Origin of the sequence: Mixta calida (genome assembly GCF_002953215.1) — a bacterium.
Lineage (GTDB): Bacteria > Pseudomonadota > Gammaproteobacteria > Enterobacterales > Enterobacteriaceae > Mixta > Mixta calida.
Window position 1 is genome coordinate 3082540 of record NZ_CP026378.1, and the last position, 15877, is coordinate 3098416.

General features: G+C 57.2%; 17 protein-coding genes and 1 pseudogene. 2 read left to right on the forward strand and 16 right to left on the reverse strand.

What is annotated here, in order from left to right:
- Positions 1-22: 22 nt before the first annotated feature.
- A complete protein-coding gene (gene yfcF, locus C2E16_RS14620) occupies positions 23-664 on the reverse strand; it encodes a glutathione transferase (protein ID WP_038625042.1) in 642 nt (213 codons plus the stop codon).
- Between the two features lie 178 nt (positions 665-842).
- Between yfcF and C2E16_RS14625 the strand changes: the two genes are divergently transcribed.
- Positions 843-1733 carry a TIGR01777 family oxidoreductase gene (locus C2E16_RS14625; RefSeq protein ID WP_038625040.1) on the forward strand — a complete coding sequence of 297 codons (891 nt, stop codon included), beginning with the start codon at positions 843-845 and terminating at the stop codon, positions 1731-1733.
- Positions 1734-1772: 39 nt separating this feature from the next.
- On the opposite strand, the gene hisP is transcribed toward C2E16_RS14625, so the two are convergent.
- The 6 genes from hisP to C2E16_RS14655 all read right to left on the reverse strand — a co-directional run bounded on the left by hisP (position 1773) and on the right by C2E16_RS14655 (position 6656).
- Positions 1773-2546: a histidine ABC transporter ATP-binding protein HisP gene (gene hisP / locus C2E16_RS14630; protein WP_038625038.1), complete on the reverse strand. Its 774-nt coding sequence runs from the start codon at positions 2544-2546 to the stop codon at positions 1773-1775.
- Positions 2547-2554: 8 nt separating this feature from the next.
- Positions 2555-3271, reverse strand: coding sequence for an ABC transporter permease (locus tag C2E16_RS14635; protein ID WP_038625037.1), 717 nt, complete (start codon positions 3269-3271; stop codon positions 2555-2557).
- The gene (locus tag C2E16_RS14640; protein ID WP_038625036.1) at positions 3268-3954 is read right to left on the reverse strand and encodes a histidine ABC transporter permease HisQ; all 687 of its coding nucleotides are present in this window, start codon (positions 3952-3954) and stop codon (positions 3268-3270) included. Before C2E16_RS14640 ends, C2E16_RS14635 begins: the two co-directional genes overlap by 4 nt.
- A gap of 84 nt (positions 3955-4038) precedes the next feature.
- Positions 4039-4815, reverse strand: a complete 777-nt coding sequence (locus C2E16_RS14645; protein ID WP_038625035.1) for a lysine/arginine/ornithine ABC transporter substrate-binding protein — start codon at positions 4813-4815, stop codon at positions 4039-4041.
- Between the two features lie 273 nt (positions 4816-5088).
- Positions 5089-5658 (reverse strand): UbiX family flavin prenyltransferase, encoded by a 570-nt coding sequence (locus C2E16_RS14650; RefSeq protein WP_038625034.1) that lies wholly within the window; start codon positions 5656-5658, stop codon positions 5089-5091.
- A 110-nt stretch (positions 5659-5768) separates the two neighbouring features.
- Positions 5769-6656 (reverse strand): LysR family transcriptional regulator, encoded by an 888-nt coding sequence (locus C2E16_RS14655; RefSeq protein WP_038629928.1) that lies wholly within the window; start codon positions 6654-6656, stop codon positions 5769-5771.
- 97 nt (positions 6657-6753) lie between these two features.
- On the opposite strand from C2E16_RS14655, the gene C2E16_RS14660 reads away from it, so the two are divergent.
- Positions 6754-7737, forward strand: a complete 984-nt coding sequence (locus tag C2E16_RS14660) for an aldo/keto reductase (protein WP_038625033.1) — start codon at positions 6754-6756, stop codon at positions 7735-7737.
- A gap of 106 nt (positions 7738-7843) precedes the next feature.
- Here C2E16_RS14660 and C2E16_RS21440 read toward each other — a convergent pair.
- The 9 genes and pseudogenes from C2E16_RS21440 to C2E16_RS14705 form a co-directional block, all read right to left on the reverse strand.
- Positions 7844-7945: pseudogene (locus C2E16_RS21440) on the reverse strand (amidophosphoribosyltransferase); the annotation flags it as partial.
- Between the two features lie 4 nt (positions 7946-7949).
- Entirely contained in the window at positions 7950-8417 is a 468-nt protein-coding gene (locus C2E16_RS14670) for a hypothetical protein (RefSeq protein WP_174705317.1), read from the reverse strand.
- A 101-nt stretch (positions 8418-8518) separates the two neighbouring features.
- Positions 8519-9511 (reverse strand): hypothetical protein, encoded by a 993-nt coding sequence (locus C2E16_RS14675; RefSeq protein WP_084970650.1) that lies wholly within the window; start codon positions 9509-9511, stop codon positions 8519-8521.
- 319 nt (positions 9512-9830) lie between these two features.
- On the reverse strand, positions 9831-11348 hold the full coding sequence (gene purF, locus C2E16_RS14680; protein WP_038625032.1) for an amidophosphoribosyltransferase: 1518 nt from the start codon (positions 11346-11348) through the stop codon (positions 9831-9833).
- A gap of 36 nt (positions 11349-11384) precedes the next feature.
- Positions 11385-11870, reverse strand: coding sequence for a colicin V production protein (gene cvpA, locus C2E16_RS14685; protein WP_038629924.1), 486 nt, complete (start codon positions 11868-11870; stop codon positions 11385-11387).
- Between the two features lie 196 nt (positions 11871-12066).
- Positions 12067-12810, reverse strand: coding sequence for a cell division protein DedD (gene dedD, locus C2E16_RS14690; RefSeq protein WP_038625031.1), 744 nt, complete (start codon positions 12808-12810; stop codon positions 12067-12069).
- Positions 12800-14074 carry a bifunctional tetrahydrofolate synthase/dihydrofolate synthase gene (gene folC / locus C2E16_RS14695; protein ID WP_084971240.1) on the reverse strand — a complete coding sequence of 425 codons (1275 nt, stop codon included), beginning with the start codon at positions 14072-14074 and terminating at the stop codon, positions 12800-12802. Before folC ends, dedD begins: the two co-directional genes overlap by 11 nt.
- Positions 14075-14141: 67 nt before the next feature.
- Positions 14142-15053, reverse strand: coding sequence for an acetyl-CoA carboxylase, carboxyltransferase subunit beta (gene accD, locus C2E16_RS14700; protein WP_038625020.1), 912 nt, complete (start codon positions 15051-15053; stop codon positions 14142-14144).
- 147 nt (positions 15054-15200) lie between these two features.
- Positions 15201-15863 carry a DedA family protein gene (locus C2E16_RS14705; RefSeq protein ID WP_038625018.1) on the reverse strand — a complete coding sequence of 221 codons (663 nt, stop codon included), beginning with the start codon at positions 15861-15863 and terminating at the stop codon, positions 15201-15203.
- Positions 15864-15877 lie beyond the last annotated feature (14 nt).

Genomic DNA, 15877 nt, shown 5'->3' on the forward strand with positions numbered 1-15877 from the left:
GACGCAATACAGAAGTCGTCAGTTACCTTTTTTTGCCTGATTCGCCCAGCCAGAGCTGGACAGAGGCGCGCTGCCACTGAAACCAGGCGTATTCCGCGAGGCTGTCAGGCAGCGCATCGCCGTGTAGGGCAAGACGATTGAGCATGACCGCCAAATCGGTGTCGGCTATCGACCATTCTCCAAACAGATTCTGTTGGCCTCCGCTCAGCAGACGCTGGGCGCCTTCAATCAGTTTAGCGGCGCTGTGACGGGCGTCTTCCGTCAGCGGCGAATATTTTTTTCCGGCGAACAATACCTCGGTGGGACGCTGCTGTCTGAGCGGCAGAAAGTCGCTGCGCAGCCAGGCCTGTAGCTCGCGCGCCCGCGCCCGTTTCTCTCTGTCGTGGGGATAAAGGCGCTCATAATCGGGCGCCGGAAAGCGTTCTTCCAGATATTCCGTAATCGCCGACGACTCGCTCAGCCGCATCTCATCCACCGCTAACAACGGCACGCGGCGAGTCAGCGAGAGCGCCGCGTACGCTTCCGTCTGCTGCTGCCGTTGCGCGAGATCGACCGGCCGCAGCGTAAACGGCAGCCCTTTTTCACGCAGCGCGACATAAACGGACATCGCATAAGGGCTGTAAAAATCAGCGTCTGTCCACAGCGTTATCTTGGGCCAGGGCATAGTGTCGATTCTCCTGCAAAGGTAGTCGTCGTTTGGGAAGGCGATAAGTGCCATCGCCGCCGCTCTCTGTTTAGCGGAAATTATCAGGATTAGCCATTGCGCCCGTTGATAATATCACCATTAATGAGGTTCTCTTCTATGCTGAATAAAGAGTAATAACACAGACATAGGGTTGCGCATGCAAATTCTGATTACCGGCGGCACCGGCCTGATTGGTCGTCATCTGGTGACGCGCCTGCTGGCGCGCGGCGATCGCGTCAGCGTGGTGTCGCGCAACGTCGAAGCGGCGCGCGACCTGCTTGGTTCAGAGGTCAGCATCTGGTCCGGTCTCGATCAGCAGCACGATTTAAACGGCATCGACGCGGTGATCAACCTTGCCGGCGAGCCGATTGCGGCGAAGCGCTGGACGCCGCAGCACAAACAGCTGCTGTGCGAAAGCCGCTGGCAAATGACCGAGCGAATCGCCTCGCTGATTAACGCCAGCAGCGAACCGCCCGCGGTGTTGATTTCCGGCTCGGCGACCGGCTACTACGGCGACAGCGGCGAAGCGGTGCTGACGGAAGAAGACGACGGTCACGATGAATTCACCCACCAGCTGTGCCAGCGCTGGGAAACGCTGGCGCTGGCCGCCGCCAGCGATCGCACCCGCGTATGCCTGCTGCGCACCGGCGTGGTGCTGGCAAAAGAAGGCGGCGCGCTGGCGCAGATGAAAAAGCCTTTTATGCTGGGCGTCGGCGGCCCGCTCGGCAACGGCCGACAATATATGCCCTGGATACATATTGAAGATATGCTGGGCGGCATTCTCTGGCTGCTGGATCACAACCTGAGCGGCCCATTTAATATGGTTTCGCCCTATGCGGTGCGCAATGAACAATTCGCCGCCACATTAGGAAAAGTGATGCGGCGTCCGTCGCTGGTGCGCACGCCCGCCACGGCAATCAAGCTGCTGATGGGCGAATCGGCGGTGCTGGTGCTGGGCGGCCAGCATGTGCTGCCCAAACGCCTGGAGGCGTCGGGCTTTCACTTCCGCTGGTACGATCTGCCAACCGCGCTGGCCAACGTGGTGTAGCGCGCGGCAGACAGAAAATCCTGTGCGGCTACGGCGCGCTTACTTCAGCGCGCCGGATAAAAATTGTTGCAGGCGCGCGCTTTTCGGTTGCAGGAACAGCGCCTCCGGCGGCCCCTCCTCTTCGATTTTCCCCTGATGCAGGAAAATCACATGGCTGGAGACGTGGCGGGCGAACTCCATCTCATGCGTTACCACCACCATGGTTTTGCCCTCTTCCGCCAGCTTCTGCATGATGCGCAGCACTTCGCCCACCAGTTCAGGATCGAGCGCCGAGGTTGGTTCATCAAACAGCAGCACGTCCGGCTCCATCGCCAGCGCGCGAGCGATGGAGACGCGCTGCTGTTGTCCGCCCGACAGGTGAACCGGATACTTCACGCTGGCGCGCTCGTCGATGCCCACCTTATTGAGATAGCGCAGCGCCCGTTCGCGCGCCTCAGCCTTGCTCAGCCCCAGCACCTGAATCGGCGCCTCCATTACGTTCTCCAGCACCGTCATATGGCTCCAGAGGTTAAAGTGCTGAAACACCATGGTCAGCCGCGTGCGCAGCAGACGCAGCTGCTCTTTATCCGCCACCTTCAGCTGGCCATCTTTATCACGCACCAGGCTAATCGCCTGATTATTTACTGCAATCGTTCCTTCGCTGGGCTTTTCAAGAAAGTTAATGCAGCGCAGGAAGGTGCTTTTGCCGGAGCCGGACGATCCGATAATGGTAATCACATCGCCAGCGTTCGCCCGCAGCGAAACGCCTTTCAGCACCTCATGTTCGCCATAACGCTTATGCAGCTCGGTTACGTTCAGTTTATTTTCAGCCATAGTGGTACTCAGTGCGACGAGGAAGGTTTGATATGCGCCAGCCAGCGTGCTTCCGCCTTACGGAACAGGCTAATCAACACATAAGAGATAATTAAATAGAGCAGCGCCGCGATGCCGAAAGCGGTAAACGGCTGATAGGTCGCCGCGTTGATATCACGCGCGATCTTCAGCAGATCCGGTACCGTGGCGGTAAACGCCAGCGCCGTCGAATGCAGCATCAAAATGACTTCGTTGCTGTAGGCGGGCAGCGCGATGCGCAGCGCCGCAGGCAGAATAATGCAGCGATAAAGCTTAAAGGTGGAAAAACCGTAGGCGCGCGCCGCCTCGATTTCGCCGTGCGGCACCGCGCGGATCGCCCCGGCGAAGATCTCCGTGGTATAAGCGCAGGTGTTGAGCGTAAACGCCAGCAGCGTACAGTTCAGACCACTGCGAAAAAAGGCGCTCAGCAGCTCCGATCCCTTCACCACCTCCAGCGTATACATACCGGAATAGATGATCAGCAGCTGCACGTAGAGCGGCGTGCCGCGAAACACCCAGGTAAACAGCCAGACCGGTGCGCTGATGGCGCGAATCGACGACACGCGGGCGATCGCCAGCACTATCGCCAGACAGCCGCCCACCGCCACGGAGAGAATCAGCAGCCACAGCGTGATCGCCACGCCGGTAAAGCGGTAGCCGTCGGTCCAGAGCAGCGCTTTCCAGTATTCATGAATGATGTCGATCATAGCTCGGCCTTTTTCACCCCAACAGAGTAGCGACGCTCCAGCCACCACAGTACGCCGCTCGACAGCGTGGTGAACAGCAGATAGATGATGCCAGCCACCACGGCGAACCAGAACGGCTGCCAGGTGCTTTTACCGGCCAGCTGAGTGGCTTTCACCACATCCTCCAGCCCAAGCAGCGAAACCAGCGCCGTCGCCTTCAGCACCACCTGCCAGTTATTGCCGATGCCCGGCAGGGCGAAACGCATCATGGCGGGGAACAGAATACGGCGGAACACCTGCGAGCCGGTAAAGCCGAAGGCGGTAGCCGCCTCGATCTGCCCTTTCGGCACCGCCATAAAGGCGCCGCGGAAGGTTTCGGTGAAGTAGGCGCCGTAGATAAAGCCGAGGGTGATAATGCCCGCCACCATCGGATCGATATCGAACTGCGCGATGCCCAGCGCCTCGGTGATCTGGTTCAGGACGATCTGCAGACCGTAAAAAATCAGCAGCATCAGCACCAGATCCGGCACGCCGCGAATCAGGGTGGTATAGGCTTCCGACAGCAGCGCCAGCGGACGGTAACGGGAGAGCCGGGCGCCTGCGCCCAGCAGGCCGAGGATGACCGCGAGCAGCACGGAACTGAGCGCCAGCTCCAGCGTCACCAGCGCCCCGCGAAAGATAACTTCAGAATAGCCATACAGCATGCATGAAATCCTGGCGTGACAAGACAGACAAAACGCCGCCCCGTGCTAAGGGGCGGCGATATAACGCACAGCGAATATTAAGGCTTAATCGCCATAGACGTTAAAATTGAAATATTTTTTCGCAATGCGGTCGTAGGTGCCATCTTTGCGCATCTCGGCGAAGGCTTTATCGATGGCTGCTTTCAGTTCGCTATCTTCCTTACGCAGCCCGATACCGGTGCCGACCCCGAAGATCTTGTCATCTTTTACCGCCGGACCGGCGAAGGCGTAATCTTTACCGACCGGCTGCTTCAGGAAGCCTTCGCTCGCCTGCACTTCATCCTGGAAAGCGGCGTCGATACGTCCCGCGCTCAGATCCTGATAAACCAGATCCTGGTTGGCGTAAGGAGTTACGGTGACGCCTTTCGGGCGCCAGTATTGGTTAGCGTAAGTTTCCTGGGTCGTGCCCTGCAACAGGCCGATATTTTTCCCGCGCAGCGATTCCGGCGTCGGCTCCAGTTTAGAGCCTTTCGGCGCCACTAAACGCGCGTTGGCCGCGTAGAGTTTTTCTGAGAAGGCGATCTCCTGCTGGCGTTTTTCCGTGATCGAGAGCGAAGAGATAATAAAATCGATTTTTTTCGCTTTCAGCGAAGGGATTAGCGCATCGAAATCGCTCTCTACATAGGTGCACTGCGCGGCGATGCGCTTACAGATTTCGTTCGCCAAATCGATATCGAAGCCCACCAGCTGGCCCTGAGCATTTTTCGATTCAAACGGCGGATAGGTTGGATCATTGCCGATGCGTAGCGTTTTCGGTACCGCAGCGCTGGCGACGCTGGAGAAAGCCAGCAGCAAAGAGAGAGCCAGAACTCGCTTTTTCATGGTTTATCCTCAAGTGAAGAGCTTATTGTTATGTGATGCGTGACAGGTTTGCGTTCAGGAAATTGCACTTTTCATGCCAGATTGGGCAACGGCGACGTGACGGGCTCAAAGCCTGAACGTGGGCCGTTAAACTGGCGTAAGCAGCTCGTTTGTGAAGGAAATATAGCAGGCTTGATAAGAGGAAAAAGGGATATTGTTACGTTTTGGTGCATGCGATGCACGAATAGTGATCCATGCCGGATTAATGCACCAAAACGGGTCAGTTAATGTGACTTACGCACCCTGCCAGCGCGTAAAGAGATCGTTCGGCAGGGTAATATCAAACTGATCCAACACCCGGTTCAGCGTCTGATCGACAATTTCCATAATCGACTGCGGGCGGTGGTAAAAGGCGGGCACCGGCGGCATCACGATGGCGCCCAGCTCGGCGGCGGTTGTCATCAGGCGCAGATGGCCAAGATGCAGCGGTGTTTCGCGCACGCACAGCACCAGCCGACGGCGCTCTTTTAACACCACGTCAGCGGCGCGCGTCAGCAGCCCGTCGCTGTAGCTGTTGACGATGCCGGAAAGGGTTTTCATCGAACAGGGCAGAATCGCCATCCCGGCGGTATGAAACGAACCGGACGAGATGCTGGCGGCGATATCGCGTACATCATGCACCACGTCCGCAAAACCCTGCACTTCGCGCAGCGTATAATCCGTTTCCAGCGCCAGCGTCTGGCGCGCGGCGTTACTCATCACCAGGTGCGTTTCAATCTCCGGCAGCGGTTGTAGCAGCTGCAGCATCCGTATGCCATAAATCACGCCACTGGCGCCGGAGATGCCGACGATCACTCTTTTCATGGTAAAGCCTTTATTATCCGTGGAAGGGTAATTTTGAACGTCCGGGCCAGAGATTACAACCACGCGCCGTGTCGCTCCGCCGCCGCCCCGTCAGCGGCATGCGCAGCGGGCTACGTCTCGCCCCTGAGCGCCGTCGCCTGGACGGTGAACAGTTCGATAAGGTGATCCGCCACTACCCTTACCCGCCGCGAATGCGCGAGATCGGCCTGCATGACCAGCCAGATCGGTTGATCGACGCCCAGCCCGCTCATCAGACAGCGCAGTCCCGCCTGCCGCGCCAGAAAATGGGGCAGCACTGCCAGCCCCGCTCCCGCTGACGCCGCCGCAAGCTGCGCTGACAGCGTATTGGTTTCCAGCCGACAGGGACGGCCACGCAGAATGCGCTGCACCCATTTCGCCGCCGGTAAATGATGATGCGTTTCCGCCCAGCCAATAAAATCGTCATCGACAAACGGCGCGCTGACACGGCGGGCGGAGAGATAGTCCGCCGAGCCGTAAAGCCCAAAACCCAGCGTGCCCAGCCGCTTTATCGTCAGGTTGCCCGCTTCGGGGCGCACCATTCTGACCGCCAGATCGGCGTCGCGCCGATGGAGGTTCACCGTATTCAGCCCGCTCACCACCTCAACCCGCAGCGCCGGATGTTGAGCAAACAGCGCGCCAAGCGAGGGCACGATCAGCGGGTTGGCGAGGTTTTCCGCCGTCGCCAGGCGTACCCGTCCCGTCACGCCGCTTTCCGCGCCCGACGTATCGCCAAAGGCCAGTCCCGCCTGCTCCAGCCGCTCGGCGCGCTCCAGCAGCGCTTCGCCATCGTCCGTCAGGCGATAGCCGGTTTGATGGCGTGTAAACAGCGGCACGCCGAGCGCGCCTTCAAGCCGATCCAGACGCCGCGACAGCGTGGCGATGCCGATTTTCAACGATTCCGCCGCGCCGCTCAGGGTGCCGCAACGCGCCACCGCAAGAAAAATGCGTGCGTCATCCCAGTGAACGAATGATGACATTGGATTTTTCAAAAATGGAAAATGGGGTTCCGATTCTAGCGCTACTTTCCGTATACGGAAAAGAACATACTGCGTTCAACATTACGGAGGGCTAACAATGCAACAACGAACGCTGACACACGATCTCCAGGTTTCCGCGCTGGGTTTGGGCTGTATGGGAATGAGCGAGTTTTATGGGCCGCGCGACGACGACGCTTCTCTGCTGGCGCTGGATCATGCGCTGGCAAGCGGCATTAACTTTTTCGATACCGCCGATATGTACGGCCCTTACCATAATGAGGAGCTGCTGGGTCATTTTCTCAGGACGCGTAAGCCGTCCGTTAAGATTGCCACCAAGTTCGGCATCGTGCGCCAACCGGGCGAGTATCGCCGCGGTATCGATAACAGCGCCGACTATGCGCGCCGCAGCTGCGAAGACTCTCTGCGGCGGCTGGGCGTAGAGCAGATCGATCTCTATTATGTTCACCGCATCGACGCCGCAAGGCCAATCGAGGAGACGATGGAGACGCTGGCGCAGCTGGTGCGTAACGGGAAAATCGCCCATGTCGGCCTGTGCGAAGTCAGCGCGGCGACCCTGAAGCGCGCCCATGCGGTGCATCCGGTAGCAGCAGTGCAGACCGAATATTCGCTCTGGACGCGCGAGGTGGAACAGGCGGTGCTGCCTACCTGCCGCGAGTTGGGTATTGGCCTGGTGGCTTACTCTCCGCTGGGACGTGGCTTTCTGACAGGTCGCTTCCAGCAGTCGGCCACCTTCGCGCCCGGCGATTTTCGCGCCAGCCTGCCGCGCTTTCAGGAAGATAACCTGACCCACAATCGTCTGCTGATGGATGAGATCGCCGCGCTGGCGGCGGAAAAAGGCTGCACGTCGGCGCAGGTCACCCTCGCCTGGCTTCTGGCGCAGGGCAACGATATCGTCCCAATCCCCGGCACCTGCAATCCTGTTCATCTGCGGGAAAACTGTGACGCGCTGGCGATAATGCTGACGCCGCAGGAAGAAATCCGCCTGCGTCAGGCGGCAGAGAGGCTGCCCGCCGCCGGAGCGCGCTATACAGCCGAAGGCATGAAAGGGCTTGATGCATGATGTGATAAGCAGCGCAACATTTGCGCTGCTCGTTGACGAAAGGACGCCGGCACGCCCCTATGACAGGTTTGCGTCGGCAGAGGGGGCTCCGAATCCCACCGAAGCATTACCCTTCGTTATGCATTTCGAGGCTTTCTACCTCGTTCTGCCGCGCCATCGCTTTCGCGTCGTCGTTGCGCAGCGACTGCAAATACCCCAGGTATTGCTGGCTTTTAACTGCTCAACCTCGCCATAAAATTACTGTTAATGCTAAAAATCCAGCCTGGACAAAGATAACCCCTTTGTTTAGTCTCATATCTTCCGTCTACTGAAAATAAACAGCTTTCATTTTCTAAAATACTAAAACCTTCATTTCCACATTCAAAATAAATCCCGATACTCCCATCCTCAATCTCTTCCATTTTATATTCATATATTCCGGTGATTTTCTTGCCAACATAGTGAGCTAATTCCGCAGCGGCTTGCACTGGATAAGCAAAATCATCATTAATATTATCAATATCCAGAAGCTCAGGCTCCGAACTCTCTAAAGACAATTTTGAAACGCCCTCACCTATTGTTAAAGACAGCCAACCAGAAACAGATGTCTGAAAAAACAGTACAAGCATTCGGCAAACTAATTTCTTTTCTATAAAAAAAGAACGAAGCCTAAAATCTTTAAAATACTCATTAACTAACATCATCATACTCCTTAAAATTTCGAGGACTTTTCTGGGATGAGTGTATCAAATTCATATTTTTCATCACTCAAAATCCTCAAACTCACTGTACTGTTCGTTTTTTAGCTATACACATGAATAAGATCATACTTGCCCCGAACAGAAGTATTTGGAATTATTGAGCTAATCTGTGTTGCCGTTTCTAAAGTTTCTTTTATCGTTGCTTTTGCCTGCTCAATTCCAGCCTTACTGGCTTCGTAAGGTAAGCGCCCTTGTCCAATCTTCACACCTAACTTTCTGTTGATATGAGCTGACTGTGAAGAAAGGAAATCATTAACGTTACCCAGATTCTTGACTTGTAGCCTGCTCTTCCCGACGGCAGCTCTCACCGTTTCCACAGAACCTTGATTACCAGCCCCAATATTGATCCGTCCCATTGTCAGGCCCGCCGCCACGGAAGCGCCTGCAATGATCAACCCTTTGGTCTGGTCATTCATAATCTGATTATAACCAACGGGCGCCTCGCCGCCGAGCTGTTCGGCTGTCTTTCGGAACCCGTCAATATTGCCATTGTAAATCCCATCGGCGGCCAGCAGGCATCCCGCGGCTTTGCTATTAATAACTTCGAGCGAAGCGGGCTTGTTTATTTCAGCCGAACGGGCAGGCACAACAGTAGGTCGCGGCTTTCCACCGCTGTTGCTATAAACTCTACGGGCAACCGATCTTTTATATTCCTGAATTACCCGCTGCGCTCTGTCAAACTTAAAGCTCAGCGGATCGCAGCAAATCAGTTCACCATTATCGTCAATATAAAACAACCAGCCCGGCGAGGCAGAAAAACCGCTGAGCATTACCACTTCACCACAGAACAGCATGCTTTTCAGCTTTTCCTGCTCTCGCGCGCCGTGCGGCGGCAGCTGGTTAGTATAGCCATGAAAATCACGTCTGCGCATATTGATAAGCTGAAAACCTGGCATCAGGCTATCGTCAAAGACATATTCACTCTTAATCTGCGGCCAGGCGGAAAGAGGATTAACTATCTCTTCATATTTTTCCGGCGCAAGATTATCGCGTGGCAAATAATAAAGGTTATTCCCAGGCAGGCTTAAGCTCATACATCATATCCTTATGATGAAAACTATCGCCTTACCTTCGCATATCGTTATTCAGCGGGCAAGCCGAGTGCTGTTGCCGGTAATCAATAGTGAATTCAAGCTTATTAGCAAAACGCTTAATACGCCCAGCGTTACAGGAAGATCGAATGAAAACAGGGGGATTTTTACGGCATTGTCATGGCAAAACTAACAGCAAACCGTTATTCGAAGCGAGATCGAGACAAAGGTTCGATAAAGGCTGAACATTCTTACGCGGTGGGGAAAACCGAGGGGGAAAAGGCGGAAAAGCAGCGGGCCGGATAGCCGGCCCGCAGAAAAATTACCCTTCGTTATGCATTTCGAGGCTTTCTACCTCGTTCTGCCGCGCCATCGCTTTCGCGTCGTCGTTGCGCAGCGACTGCAAATATTCCAGATATTGCTGATCGACATCTTTCGTAACGTAAACGCCGTTAAACACCGAACATTCAAACTGAACGATGTCGGGATTCTCTTCGCGCACCGCTTCGATCAGATCATCGAGATCCTGGAAGATCAGTGCGTCAGCTTTGATCAGTTGGCAGATCTCTTCTACTTCACGACCGTGAGCGATCAGTTCGGTGGCGCTCGGCATATCGATGCCGTAAACGTTCGGGAAACGAATCTCCGGCGCAGCCGAAGCCAGATAGACCTTTTTCGCGCCCGCTTCGCGCGCCATCTCAATGATCTGCTCTGAGGTGGTGCCGCGCACGATAGAATCGTCCACCAGCAGCACGTTTTTATCACGGAATTCGGCGCGGTTGGCGTTGAGCTTGCGGCGCACCGCATTCCGGCGCAGCTGCTGGCCCGGCATGATAAAGGTACGGCCAACATAGCGGTTTTTCACAAAGCCCTGACGATAGGGTTTGTTCAGAATGCGCGCGATTTCCAGCGCCACGTCGGTAGAGGTTTCCGGGATCGGGATCACTACATCGATATCCAGGTCTTCCCACTCGCGCGCAATTTTTTCGCCCAGCTTGGTGCCCATGCGGACGCGGGCGCTGTAGACAGAAATCTTGTCGAGGAACGAATCCGGGCGGGCAAAATAGACATACTCGAACAGGCACGGATTGTTGCGCGGGTTCTCGGCGCACTGGCGGGTATAGAGCTGCCCTTTCACCGTGATATAGACCGCTTCGCCCGGCGCGACATCGCGCAGGAACTCAAAGCCCAGCGTATCGAGCGCCACGCTTTCGGAAGCCACCATATATTCGGTGCGTCCGCCGTCCAGCTCGCGTTTCCCCATCACCAGTGGACGAATGCCGTTAGGATCGCGGAAGGCGACCATGCCGTGGCCGATAATCATCGCCACGCAGGCGTAGGCGCCGCGCACCTGCTGATGAACCGCAGCGACGGCGGCGAAAATGTCATCCGCCTCCAGCGGGTGATGCGGGCAGCGATCCAGTTCCTGCGCGAAAATATTCAGCAGGATTTCGGAATCGGAAGTGGTGTTCACATGGCGGCGACCGCTTTCAAACAACTGCTTGCGCAGCTCGTGCGCGTTGGTCAGGTTGCCGTTGTGGGCCAGGGTAATGCCATATGGGGAGTTGACGTAGAAAGGCTGCGCTTCGGAGGCGCTGGAGCTACCAGCGGTCGGGTAACGCACGTGACCGATGCCTATATTGCCCTGCAAACGCTGCATATGGCGAGCTTCGAACACATCGTTGACCAGCCCGTTCGCCTTACGCAGACGGAAACAGTTCAGCGCATCGATGGTACAAATGCCTGCGGCATCCTGCCCACGGTGCTGGAGCACCGTTAACGCGTCATAAATCGACTGGTTGACCGGCATAAAACCGGTGATACCGACAATACCGCACATGTTGTCATATCCTCATTGGCCGCACACCCGGCGCGATTACCGGGGTAAAAAACTCGACGTGCTTTGCAGATAGTCAAAAAACCATCTGATGATGTAACTGAACTCAGGGATCAACTGAGACTGCTGCCAGTCCGGACTTTTAGAAAAGCCGGTAAAGGTATCGAGGAAGAACAGCATCGCCGACACGATTAACACGCCGCGCAGCGCCCCGAAGCAGACCCCCAGTACTCTGTCCGTTCCTGACAAACCCGTTTTTTCGACCAGCGAGCCAATCACATAGTTCACTATCGCCCCGACAATCAGGGTGGCGATAAACAGAACGGCGATAGCGATGCCGTTGCGCACCAGCTGATCGTTAAATCCGGTGAACCAGACAGCAAGGAAGGGATAGTAATGACTGGCAACAAAGAATGCGCATCCCCAGGTGATAAGCGATAAAGCTTCCCGAACAAACCCACGGATCAGGCTGACAAGAGCAGAAAAACCAACAATCCCAATGATGACGTAATCTATCCAGACCATGAACTCTTCCAGCGACAGCGCCCCTGCATCCAGTTCGGGGCGCATTCTAACAGAAAAAGAAAACGTTTGCGTAGGGTTTTCCCTGCCCCTTACAAATAAAAAAACCGGCGCAAAAAAGCGCAGCGCGGGCTGACGAGGGGCAACCCTGCGGCCGTAAATGACGCAGGGCCGACCACCAGAACAAGACTGTCGCGCCTTAGCGCGCGCTGTACGGTTTCACCACGCCGCTGAGACCGGAAACGCTTTTCAGCTCGCCGATCGCCGCCTGCATTTTCGCTTTCGAGGCGTCCGGTCCCACGTAAATACGGGTGATCTGCCCCTGTACCGGCGTGGAAGGCACGGTGAAGGCGCGATAGCCGGAAAGACGCAGCTGCGCCACGATCTCATTTACCTTCGCGGCGTTTTTCAACGCGCCCAGCTGCACCACGTACGCCTGACCCGTCGGCGCGGTTTGCTCCGCTGGTTTCGGCTGCCCAACCGGCTTCGGCTGTTCAACCGGTTTAGGCTGCTCCGCCGGCTTCGGTTTCGGCTGTTCGACCGGCTTCGGCTTCGGTTTCGGCGTTTCCACCGTCTGCGGCCGGGTCTGCTCCGCGCGCGGCTTCAGCGGCGGCGCGGACTGCACCGGCGGCGGCGTCACTACCGTCGGCGCGCTGTTCTGCTGCGGCACGGTCGATCCGCTATCCGCCGATTGCGACGGATGGCTGTTGCCGCCGCCTATCGCCGCGACAGCGCCTTCCGGCGGCTGCGTCGGCAGAGACTGCGTCACCGGCGGCACCATATCGCTGTCCTGCTGATCGTCCGGCTTCGGCACCAGCGGGATCGCGGCGAATTCTTCCTTATAATGCTTCTTTTTGCCATCAAGCAGGCCTGGCAAGACAATGACGCCAACGGCGACCAGAATTACCGTGCCGACTAAGCGGTTCTGAAACTTACTTGCCACTGCCCTTCTCCGTTTCCATCGCTTCCATGACGTGCGCTACCGTATGGAATGAACCACACACCAGCACAATATCCTGCTTATCCGCCTGCTGCATGGCGGCCTGCCAGGCGGCGGCGACCGAGGCGAAGGACTGCGCCCGATCGGTTTTCAGCTCGGCCAGCAGCTGTTCCGCGCTGGCACCGCGTGGCCCTTCCAGCGGCGCGAGATACCAACAATCCACCTGCGGCGCGAGAGCGGCCAGCGTGCCGGCGATATCTTTATCGTGCAGCATGCCTACCACCGCGCGCACCACGCCCCGCTTCGGCAGCTGCGCCAGGCGACTGGCGAGATAAGCTGCCGCATGCGGGTTATGCGCCACGTCCAAAATCACCTGCGGCGACTGCGCCACGGTCTGAAAACGTCCCGGCAGGATGGCTTTATCCAGATGCTCACGGATCACCGTTTCACTGACGTTCAGGCCCGAGGCGCTAAGCGCAGCCAGCGCTGTCGCCGCGTTAGGCAGCGGCACCTGCGGCTGCGGCAGGTTTTCCAGGGTGATGCGGCTATCGCTGAAGCGCCAGCCGCTCTCCTGCGCCTGCCAGTGCCAGTCGCGGCCCAGCTGTAACAGCTGAGCGCTTTTCTCCTGCGCTACCTGGGCAATAGTGTGCGGCATATCGGGCTCCCCCACTACCGCCGGTTTTCCGGCGCGGAAGACGCCCGCCTTTTCACGGCCAATGCTTTCCCGATCCGGGCCCAGCCAGTCGGTATGATCCAGCGCGATGCTGGTGATCACCGCGACGTCGGCGTCGACGATGTTGGTGGCGTCAAGGCGTCCGCCAAGGCCAACCTCCAGGATCACCACGTCCAGCGCCGCCTGCTTAAACAGTTGCAGCGCCGACAGGGTGCTGAATTCAAAATAGGTTAGCGAGGTGTCGCCGCGTCCCGCCTCGATAGCGGCGAAGCTGGCGGTGTGCGCCGCTTCCGGCAGTTCATCGCCCTGTACGCGCACCCGTTCGGTATAGCGCAGCAGATGCGGCGAACTGTAGACGCCGACGCGGTAGCCAGCGGCCATCAGCAGCGTTTCCAGCGTGCGGCAGGTGGTGCCTTTGCCGTTGGTGCCGGCGACAGTGAAGACGAAAGGCGCGGGTTTTAACAGATCAAGCGTGCGGGCGACGTGTTCGATACGCGTCAGTCCCAGATCGATCGCCTGCGTGTGCAGACGCTCAAGATAATAAAGCCACGTGGCCAGAGGCGACGTGGCTTGAGGAAGGTGAAGATTTTCCATGGATCCCGTTCACAAGGTTACGGTTCATTGGCGAAAGGCGCCGCGGGCGACGCCTTTCCATCATCTGTCAGGCCTCGTGGCTTTCCGCTTCCGGCTGCTCAGGACGGTCTTCGCTGTCCTGCAGCGGCGCAGGCAGATTTTGCAGCTTCGCCAGCAGGCTTGCCAGTTTAAAGCGCATTTCCGGGCGGCGGATAATCATATCGATCGCGCCTTTTTCAATCAGGAATTCGCTGCGCTGGAAGCCCGGCGGCAGTTTTTCGCGCACCGTCTGTTCGATAACGCGCGGGCCGGCAAAGCCGATTAGCGCCTTCGGCTCCGCCACGTTCAGATCGCCCAGCATGGCGAAACTGGCGGAGACGCCGCCCATGGTCGGGTCGGTCAGCACGGAGATGTACGGCAGACCGCGCTCGCGCATTTTAGCCAGCGCGGCGCTGGTTTTCGCCATCTGCATCAGCGACATCAGCGCTTCCTGCATACGGGCGCCGCCGCTGGCGGAGAAACAGATCAGCGGACAGTTGTCTTCCAGCGCCTGCTCGACGGCGCGAACGAAACGCGCGCCTACCACCGAGCCCATCGAGCCGCCCATAAAGGCGAATTCAAACGCGGCGGCGACGACCGGCATGCTGTGCAGCGTGCCCTTCATCACGATCAGCGCGTCTTTTTCTTCGGTCTCTTTCTGCGCGGCAGCCAGACGATCCTTATACTTTTTGGAATCGCGGAACTTGAGCACATCTTTCGGCTCCAGTTCGCTGCCCAGTTCCACCAGCGTGCCCTGATCTAACAGGCTGTGCAGGCGCTCGCGCGCATGCATACGCATGTGATGGTCGCATTTTGGACAAACTTCCAGGTTGCGTTCCAGCTCAGCACGGTAAAGCACCTGCCCGCAGCTGTCGCATTTTGTCCAGACCCCTTCAGGAATGTTTGCTCTGCGCGATGGGGTGATTGTGCTCTTATTGAGAATTCGTTCAATCCAGCTCATTGATGACCTTTCTGTTTGAACCTGGTGAAACCAGTTTTTCTTGTTGCTGCTGAAGCCGTCTTCAGCAGACCATAAATGTCGCCCATTAAACCATAACCATTTCGCGCTGTGGATAAAAATCTGGTCGTACCCGTCAGCGCTGATGGTTTAGGGCTGTTTTTGCTGCCGCGCCGCACGGCGATGGCGCCACACTTCAATAACGCCTGGCAGTATCGAAACCACAATAATCGCCACGATCAGCAGCTTCAGGTTTTCCTGCACCATCGGCAGCGCGCCGAAGAAATATCCCGCGTAGGAGAACAGCAGCACCCATAGCAGCGCGCCAGCCACGTTAAACAGCGCGAAGTGGCGATAGGACATATGCCCCATCCCGGCGACAAACGGCGCGAAGGTGCGGACGATCGGCACAAAGCGCGCCAGAATAATCGTTTTTCCGCCGTGGCGCTCGTAAAAAGCGTGGGTTTTATCGAGATAGCTGCGGCGGAAAATGCGCGAATTGGGGTTGCTGAACAGCTTTTCGCCGAACAGACGTCCAATCATATAGTTGACCGCATCGCCCAGCACCGCCGCGATCGTCAACAGCGTCACCATCACATGCACATTAAGATCGTTGGTCGGCAGCGCGGCCAGCGCGCCAGCGACGAACAGCAGCGAATCGCCCGGCAGAAACGGCGTGACCACCAGGCCCGTTTCGCAAAACAGGATCAGAAACAGAATGGCGTAGACCCAGATGCCATACTGCGCCACCAGCTCGGCGAGATGAACATCGATATGCAGGATAAAATCGACAACAAAACGGATTAGATCCATAACTCTTCCTTAGC